General features: G+C 71.5%; 7 protein-coding genes. 3 read left to right on the top strand and 4 right to left on the bottom strand.

The window, feature by feature from the left end:
• Both ACFV5N_RS22635 and ACFV5N_RS22630 read right to left on the bottom strand, forming a co-directional pair.
• Positions 1-789 (bottom strand): nucleotidyltransferase (locus tag ACFV5N_RS22635; RefSeq protein ID WP_385602811.1); only part of this gene is annotated, 789 nt, incomplete at its 3' end.
• Positions 790-848: 59 nt separating this feature from the next.
• On the bottom strand, positions 849-1,463 hold the full coding sequence (locus ACFV5N_RS22630) for a Uma2 family endonuclease (RefSeq protein ID WP_385602809.1): 615 nt from the start codon (positions 1,461-1,463) through the stop codon (positions 849-851).
• A gap of 209 nt (positions 1,464-1,672) precedes the next feature.
• Here ACFV5N_RS22630 and clpB point away from each other — a divergent pair, with 209 nt between their 5' ends.
• The 3 genes from clpB to ACFV5N_RS22615 all read left to right on the top strand — a co-directional run bounded on the left by clpB (position 1,673) and on the right by ACFV5N_RS22615 (position 5,268).
• Entirely contained in the window at positions 1,673-4,258 is a 2,586-nt protein-coding gene (clpB, locus tag ACFV5N_RS22625) for an ATP-dependent chaperone ClpB (RefSeq protein ID WP_385602807.1), read from the top strand.
• 93 nt (positions 4,259-4,351) lie between these two features.
• A complete protein-coding gene (locus ACFV5N_RS22620) occupies positions 4,352-4,975 on the top strand; it encodes a YbjN domain-containing protein (RefSeq protein ID WP_385602805.1) in 624 nt (207 codons plus the stop codon).
• On the top strand, positions 4,972-5,268 hold the full coding sequence (locus tag ACFV5N_RS22615; protein ID WP_385602802.1) for an MTH1187 family thiamine-binding protein: 297 nt from the start codon (positions 4,972-4,974) through the stop codon (positions 5,266-5,268). Before ACFV5N_RS22620 ends, ACFV5N_RS22615 begins: the two co-directional genes overlap by 4 nt.
• Positions 5,269-5,346: 78 nt before the next feature.
• Here ACFV5N_RS22615 and ACFV5N_RS22610 read toward each other — a convergent pair whose 3' ends face one another.
• Together ACFV5N_RS22610 and ACFV5N_RS22605 are read right to left on the bottom strand one after the other, a co-directional pair.
• On the bottom strand, positions 5,347-6,384 hold the full coding sequence (locus ACFV5N_RS22610; protein ID WP_385602799.1) for an ABC transporter ATP-binding protein: 1,038 nt from the start codon (positions 6,382-6,384) through the stop codon (positions 5,347-5,349).
• A partial coding sequence (locus ACFV5N_RS22605) for an oligopeptide/dipeptide ABC transporter ATP-binding protein (protein WP_385602796.1) occupies positions 6,384-6,991 on the bottom strand: 608 nt, incomplete at its 5' end. The genes ACFV5N_RS22610 and ACFV5N_RS22605, both read right to left, overlap by 1 nt.

The raw sequence follows: 6,991 nt of genomic DNA, 5'->3' as shown, positions 1-6,991 counted from the left end.
GTGCACGGCGGCGTACTCTCCGGCGAGCCAGGGCGCCAGGTCCTCGATGAGCGGGCCCAGCGCCGCCGGGTCGGCGGTCGGCCGCCGCGCGGTGGCCGCCGCCCGGCGCATCTGCCCGGCGCGCTGCGGGTAGCTGCGCCCGAAGATCTCGGCCGACCGCTCCAGGTCACTGGTCCAGCCGCCCCAGCGCGGCATCACGAGGGTGAACCCGGTGCGGACCAGCCGCCGCCCGACCCGCCGGGCCAGCGCCCGGCGCTCGGCCCCGGTGGCGGCGGTGGCCGCCGCGTGGCGCCAGCCGGGGAGGAGGCGGGCCAGATCGCCGTTGGTCTCCCGGGCCAGCAGGGAGGTGGGGCGGTAGCGGGGCAAGCGGTCCGCGAGATCGGGGCCGAGCAGCGGGGTGCACAGGCAGGCGAGGAAGAACCCGGCGTCGTACCGCTGGGACGCGCTCAGCAGTTCGTCCCGGCCGGAGAGCAGGATGCCCACCCCGTCGATCTGGGGGAACGCGGCGTCGAGGGCGGTGCCCAGCGCCGTGGCGTCGGCGCGCTCGGCCGGGCCCGGCGGGCGGTGGAGCGCGAGCTGGAGGTCGAGGTCGGAGACCCCGGGGACGGCGGTGCCGCGCGGGACGCTGCCGTAGAGGTACGCGCTGTGCAGCCGGTCCGGGCCGAACACCGCGCCGATCCGTTCGCGCGCCGCCGCGACGACCGGGACGAACGCCTCGCCCACGCGGGCGAGCGACCCCTCCCGCGCGATGGTCCCGTCCGGTCGCAGCCCCCGGTCGTTTGCCTCCACACCGTCACTGTGCCGCCGCGCCGCCGGTCCGGCCAGCGGATTTCCCGGGGGCGGCCACGTCAGATCAGGTCGGCGGTCTCCAGCTCGAATCCGAACGGCTCCGGCAGCAGCAGGGACTTGCCGTAGGTCACCGAGAGGACCGTCCGGTAGTCGTTGGTGCCCGGCTCGCTGTGCAGGGTGACGGTCTCCAGTTCACGGTCGCACAGCAGATAGAGCGGGATGCCCGCCCGCGCGTAGCAGCGCCGCTTGAGGGTCCGGTCCCGTTCGGCCCGGCTGCTGGTCACCTCGACGGTCATCGCCACCCCGTCGCAGGGCATCCAGGAGGGCGCGTCCCGGAACAGATCATCCGCCAGCGGTGCGACGGTGAGGTCCGGGATCACGTGGTCGGTGGGCAGCGGGCCCAGCCGGGGGACCGTGAGTCCCTTGTGACCCGAGACATCCAGCTCCACCGTCGAGTGGGTCAGGATCTGCCGGACGAGCGTGCTGATGTGGTCCTCGTGATGACCGTCCGGGACCGGCGACACGACGATCTCTCCCTCGATCAGTTCCGCCCTGATCCCGTCCGGAAGGACCGGATCCAGGTCCAGAAAAGTCTCCAGGAGGACCTCCGCCTCGGCGGGCATGGGCCCGTGCGGCATGACCGTCCTCGTCACCTCCTCGCGTTCGCCGGCCATCCTCGTCCCTGGCCGACCGCACGCGCCAGGGCAAACGATCTTCTTCACGCAAAAGAGGACAACCGGAGAAATGGTTGACGGACCGTGTGCGGCGATGGCCTGGGGGTTGCCCGGTGTATTCGTCGGTGGTGGCGGGTGTGGATCGCCCTTGAGTGGAGTAGACTCAACTTATCGCACGTCCCATGAGGCAAGCCGAGGAGTAACGCGACGTGACTGCCGAGCTGACCAACCGGAGCCGGGAAGCGATCAGTGGCGCCAATGACCGGGCGCTCACCGATGGGCACAGTGACATCACCCCGGCGCATCTGCTGCTCGCCCTGCTCGAAGGGCAGGACAACGAGAACATCCGCGATCTGCTCGCCTCCGCCGGTGCCGACGCTGCGGCGCTGCGGTCCGGTGCCGAGCGGCTGCTCGGGGCGCTGCCCACCGTGCAGGGCAGCACCGTCAGCCGCCCGCAGCCCAACCGCGAGCTGATGGCCGTCCTCGCCGACGCGGGGCGCCGGGCCGGCGACCTCGGGGACTCCTTTGTCTCCACCGAACACCTCCTCATCGCGATCGCCGCCAAGGGCGGCAAGGCCGGCGAGCCGCTGGACCCCCAGGCCCTCACCGACGCGTTCCAGAACGCCCGGGGTTCCCGGCGCATCACCACCGCCGACCCCGAGAACACCTACAAGGCGCTGGAGAAGTACGGCACCGACTTCACCGCCGCCGCCCGCGAGGGCAAGCTCGACCCCGTCATCGGCCGCGACCACGAGATCCGCCGCGTCGTGCAGGTGCTCTCCCGCCGCACCAAGAACAACCCGGTCCTCATCGGCGAGCCCGGCGTCGGCAAGACCGCCGTCGTCGAAGGACTGGCCCAGCGCATCGTCAAGGGCGACGTCCCCGAGTCCCTGAAGAACAAGCGCCTGGTCTCCCTCGACCTCGGCGCCATGGTGGCCGGGGCCAAGTACCGGGGCGAGTTCGAGGAACGGCTGAAGGCCGTCCTCGCCGAGATCAAGGCGTCCGACGGCCAGATCGTCACCTTCATCGACGAGCTCCACACCGTCGTCGGGGCGGGCGCGGGCGGCGACTCCGCCATGGACGCGGGCAACATGCTCAAGCCCATGCTGGCCCGCGGCGAGCTGCGCATGGTCGGCGCGACCACCCTGGACGAGTACCGCGAGCGCATCGAGAAGGACCCGGCCCTCGAACGCCGCTTCCAGCAGGTCCTGGTGGCCGAGCCCGGGGTCGAGGACTCCATCGCGATCCTCCGCGGCCTCAAGGGGCGCTACGAGGCGCACCACAAGGTCCAGATCGCCGACGCCGCGCTGGTGGCCGCCGCCACCCTCTCCGACCGCTACATCACCTCCCGCTTCCTCCCCGACAAGGCCATCGACCTGGTGGACGAGGCCGCCTCCCGGCTCCGGATGGAGATCGACTCCTCCCCGGTGGAGATCGACGAACTCCAGCGCTCGGTCGACCGGCTCCGCATGGAGGAGCTGGCCCTGGTCAACGAGTCCGACGCCACCTCCCGGGAGCGGCTGGCCCGGCTGCGCCGCGAACTCGCCGACCGCGAGGAGGAACTGCGCGGCCTCACCGCCCGCTGGGAGAAGGAGAAGCAGGGCCTCAACCGCGTCGGCGAGCTGAAGGAGCGGCTGGACGACATGCGCGGCCAGGCCGAGCGCGCCCAGCGCGACGGCGACTTCGAGACCGCCTCCAAGCTGCTGTACGCCGAGATCCCGGCTCTGGAACGGGAGCTGGCGGACGCCGCCGAGGCCGAACAGGAGACCGCCGCCCGCGCGACCATGGTCAAGGAGGAGGTCGGCCCCGACGACATCGCCGATGTGGTCTCCTCCTGGACCGGCATCCCGGCCGGCCGGCTGCTGGAGGGGGAGAGCGAGAAGCTGCTGCGGATGGAGGAGGAGCTGGGCCGCCGGCTCATCGGCCAGACCGACGCCGTACGGGCCGTCTCCGACGCCGTGCGTCGCTCCCGGGCCGGGGTCGCCGACCCCGACCGGCCCACCGGCTCGTTCCTCTTCCTCGGCCCGACCGGCGTCGGCAAGACGGAGCTGGCCAAGGCCCTGGCCGACTTCCTCTTCGACGACGAACGCGCCATGGTCCGCATCGACATGAGCGAGTACAGCGAGAAGCACTCGGTGGCCCGGCTGGTCGGCGCGCCCCCCGGCTACGTGGGGTACGAGGAGGGCGGTCAGCTCACCGAGGCGGTCCGCCGCCGCCCGTACACGGTCGTGCTGCTGGACGAGGTGGAGAAGGCGCACCACGAGGTGTTCGACATCCTGCTCCAGGTGCTGGACGACGGCCGGCTGACGGACGGCCAGGGCCGTACCGTCGACTTCCGCAACACGATCCTCATCCTCACCTCCAACCTCGGCAGCCAGCACCTCATGGATCCGCTCGCCAAGCCGCACGAGCAGCGCGAGCAGGTGCTGGCGGCGGTGCGGGCCGCGTTCCGTCCCGAGTTCCTGAACCGGCTGGACGATCTGGTGATCTTCAGCGCGCTGGGCACCGCCGAGCTGAGCCGGATCGCCCGGCTCCAGATCGACTCGCTCCAGCGCCGGCTCGCCGACCGCCGGCTCACCCTGGAGATCACCGACCCCGCGCTGACCTGGCTGGCCGAGCAGGGCCTGGACCCGGCCTACGGTGCCAGGCCGCTGCGCCGGCTGGTGCAGACCGCGATCGGCGACCAGCTGGCGCGGCGCATCCTGGCCGGCGAGGTCCGGGACGGGGACACCGTGCGGGTCGAGCCGGACCCGGACGGCGGCGCCCTGCGGGTGACGCCGGCGGCGGCCGGGTGAGGTGATCTTTCCCGCCCCGTACTGCTTGCCAGAACGGGGCGGGGATGAGCGAGGATGGCAGTGTCTCCTTAACCGAGGAAAGGGACCCATCCCGTGTCTGTCGATCCCTCCGCAATTCCGAACTTCGGCGGCCAACCGGAGAAGCCGGATAACAAGACCCCTGGTCAGGGCGGAGCGAGGAAGCCGGCCGGGCCGATCATGCCCAACCAGGACCTGATCAAGCAGCTGCTGGAGCGCATGAAGCTGAAGTACGTGACGGACAAGGAGGGCGACCTGGTCGCCCCCTGGGAGAAGTTCCGCACGTATTTCATGTTCCGTGGTGAGAAGCAGCAGCGGATCCTGTCCGTCCGGACCTTTTACGACCGGCCGCACACCATCGAGGAAAAGGGCCGGCTGCTGGAGACCATCGACGAGTGGAACCGCCGCACGCTGTGGCCGAAGGTCTACACCCACACCAATGACGACGGCACGGTCCGTCTCATCGGTGAGGCGCAGATGCTCATCGGCCTCGGCGTGGCCCCGGACCACTTCGTGAACACCGCCGTCAGCTGGATCCGGGCGGCCATCGAGTTCGACAAGTGGCTGGTGGAGACCCTCGGTCTGGAGAAGGACGCCGAGTCGGGCGACGACGAGGGCGGCAACGGCGGCAACGGCGAGAACAACGGCACCGACGGGAACGGGAACGAGGGCGGCACGGGCGGCGGGGCCGCCTCGTGATCGTCGCCTTCTCCGTCACCCCCATCGGCGCCGGTGAGGATGTCGGCGAGGCGGTCGCCGCCGCCGTCCGCGTCGTCCGCGACAGCGGTCTGCCGAACCGCACCGACGCCATGTTCACCAGCATCGAGGGCGAGTGGGACGAGGTGATGGACGTCGTCAAGCGCGCCACCGAGGCCGTCCAGGCGCACGCCGCCCGCGTCTCCCTCGTCCTCAAGGCCGACCTGCGCGAGGGCGTCACCGACGGGCTGACCACCAAGGTCGCCACCGTCGAACGCCTCCTCGGCGAGAGCTGACCGGCACGGCCGGCACCCACCGAGAAGACGGGCCCCGGGGGAGGGAACCCCCGGGGCCCGTCCGCGTGCCGTACGGCCTCACACCACCGCCGTGTCCTCCTCGGCGAAGTGGCAGGCCACCGGGTGCCCGGTGCCCCGGTCCTTCAGCTGCGGCTCCTCGGTGGCGCAGATGTCCTGCGCCTTCCAGCAGCGGGTGCGGAACCGGCAGCCGCTCGGCGGGTCCAGCGGGCTGGGCACATCACCGGTGAGGACGGTACGGCGCCGCCGCCGCTCCTTCTTCGGGTCCGCGAGCGGCGCCGCCGACAGCAGCGCCTGCGTGTACGGGTGCGAGGGGCGCTCGTACACCTCGGAGCGGGTGCCGGTCTCCACCACCTTGCCCAGGTACATCACCGCCACCCGGTCGGAGATGTGCCGCACCACCGACAGGTCGTGCGCGATGAAGACGTACGCCACGCCCAGCCGGTCCTGGATGTCCTCCAGCAGGTTCACGACCCCGGCCTGCACCGACACGTCCAGCGCCGACACCGGCTCGTCCAGCACCAGCAGCTTCGGGGACAGCGCCAGCGCCCGCGCGATGCCGATGCGCTGCCGCTGGCCGCCGGAGAACTCGTGCGGGTAGCGGTTGCCGTGCTCGGGGCTCAGCCCCACCAGCCGCAGCAGCTCCGCGACCCGGTCCTTGCCGCCGTCGCGCCACTGCCCCTGCACCTTCAGCGGCTCGGCGATGATGTCGTTCACCGGCAGCTTCGGGTTGAGCGAGGCGTACGGGTCCTGGAAGACCATGCCCGTCTCGCGCTGCACCGGCCGCAGCTGGGCCGGCTTGAGGCCGGTGATCTCCTTGCCGTCGAACGTCACCGACCCGGAGGTCGGCTTGATCAGCTGGAGCACGGCCCGCCCGGTGGTGGACTTGCCGCAGCCCGACTCGCCGACCACGCCCAGGGTCTCGCCGGCGCGGACGCCGAACGACACCCCGCTGACGGCCTGCACCTGGCCCACGACCCGGCGGAAGAGCCCGCCGCCGCGCACCGGGAAGTTGACCACCAGGTCGGTGACGGTGAGCAGTTCCTCGCCTGATGTGGTGTTCTCGGGGGCCTTGGACAGGTCCGTGGTCGCCGTCATCACCCCTCCTCGCTTTCCGTGATGGGGGAGCTGTCGTCGCGGAAGAACGCGGTCGGGTCGTCCGCCTCGGCCAGCCGGTCGCTGTGGTGGCAGGCCGCCCGGTGGCCCTCGCCGGCCTCCGTCAGCTCGGGTTCGCTCTCCGTGCACTCCGCCGTCGCCAGCGGGCAGCGCGGCGCGAAGGGGCAGCCGGCCGGCAGATGGATCAGGGACGGGGGCGTGCCGGTGATCGGCCGCAGCCGGTCCTCGCGGTCGCCGTCGAGGGACGGGATCGACCCCAGCAGACCGGCGGTGTACGGCATCCGCGGCTCGTAGAACACCTGGTCGGTGCCGCCGATCTCGACCGGCTTGCCCGCGTACATCACCAGGGTGCGGTGCGCCATCCCGGCGATCACCCCGAGGTCGTGGGTGATCATCAGGATCGCCGCGTTGACCTCGTCCTTGACCTCCAGCAGCTTCTCCAGGATCTGCGCCTGGACGGTGACGTCGAGCGCCGTGGTGGGCTCGTCGGCGATGATGACGTCCGGGTCGTGGTTGTTAGCCCTTGGGGTAATCAACCCCCGCCCCCACACCCCCGAGAACCAGGGCGGGTACGCGCCCCCACGCGTAA

It is taken from the genome of Streptomyces sp. NPDC059853 (assembly GCF_042731495.1).
GTDB lineage: Bacteria > Actinomycetota > Actinomycetes > Streptomycetales > Streptomycetaceae > Streptomyces.
The sequence above is the reverse complement of the archived record's forward strand: the minus strand, read 5'-3'. Positions and strand labels throughout refer to the sequence as shown.

Excerpts from the sequence above, each read along its gene's own strand:
- ACFV5N_RS22630 (WP_385602809.1), bottom strand. The coding sequence starts at position 1,463 with ATGGCCGGCGAACGCGAGGAGGTGACGAGGACGGTCATGCCGCACGGG.
- ACFV5N_RS22610 (WP_385602799.1), bottom strand. The coding sequence starts at position 6,384 with ATGACGGCGACCACGGACCTGTCCAAGGCCCCCGAGAACACCACATCA.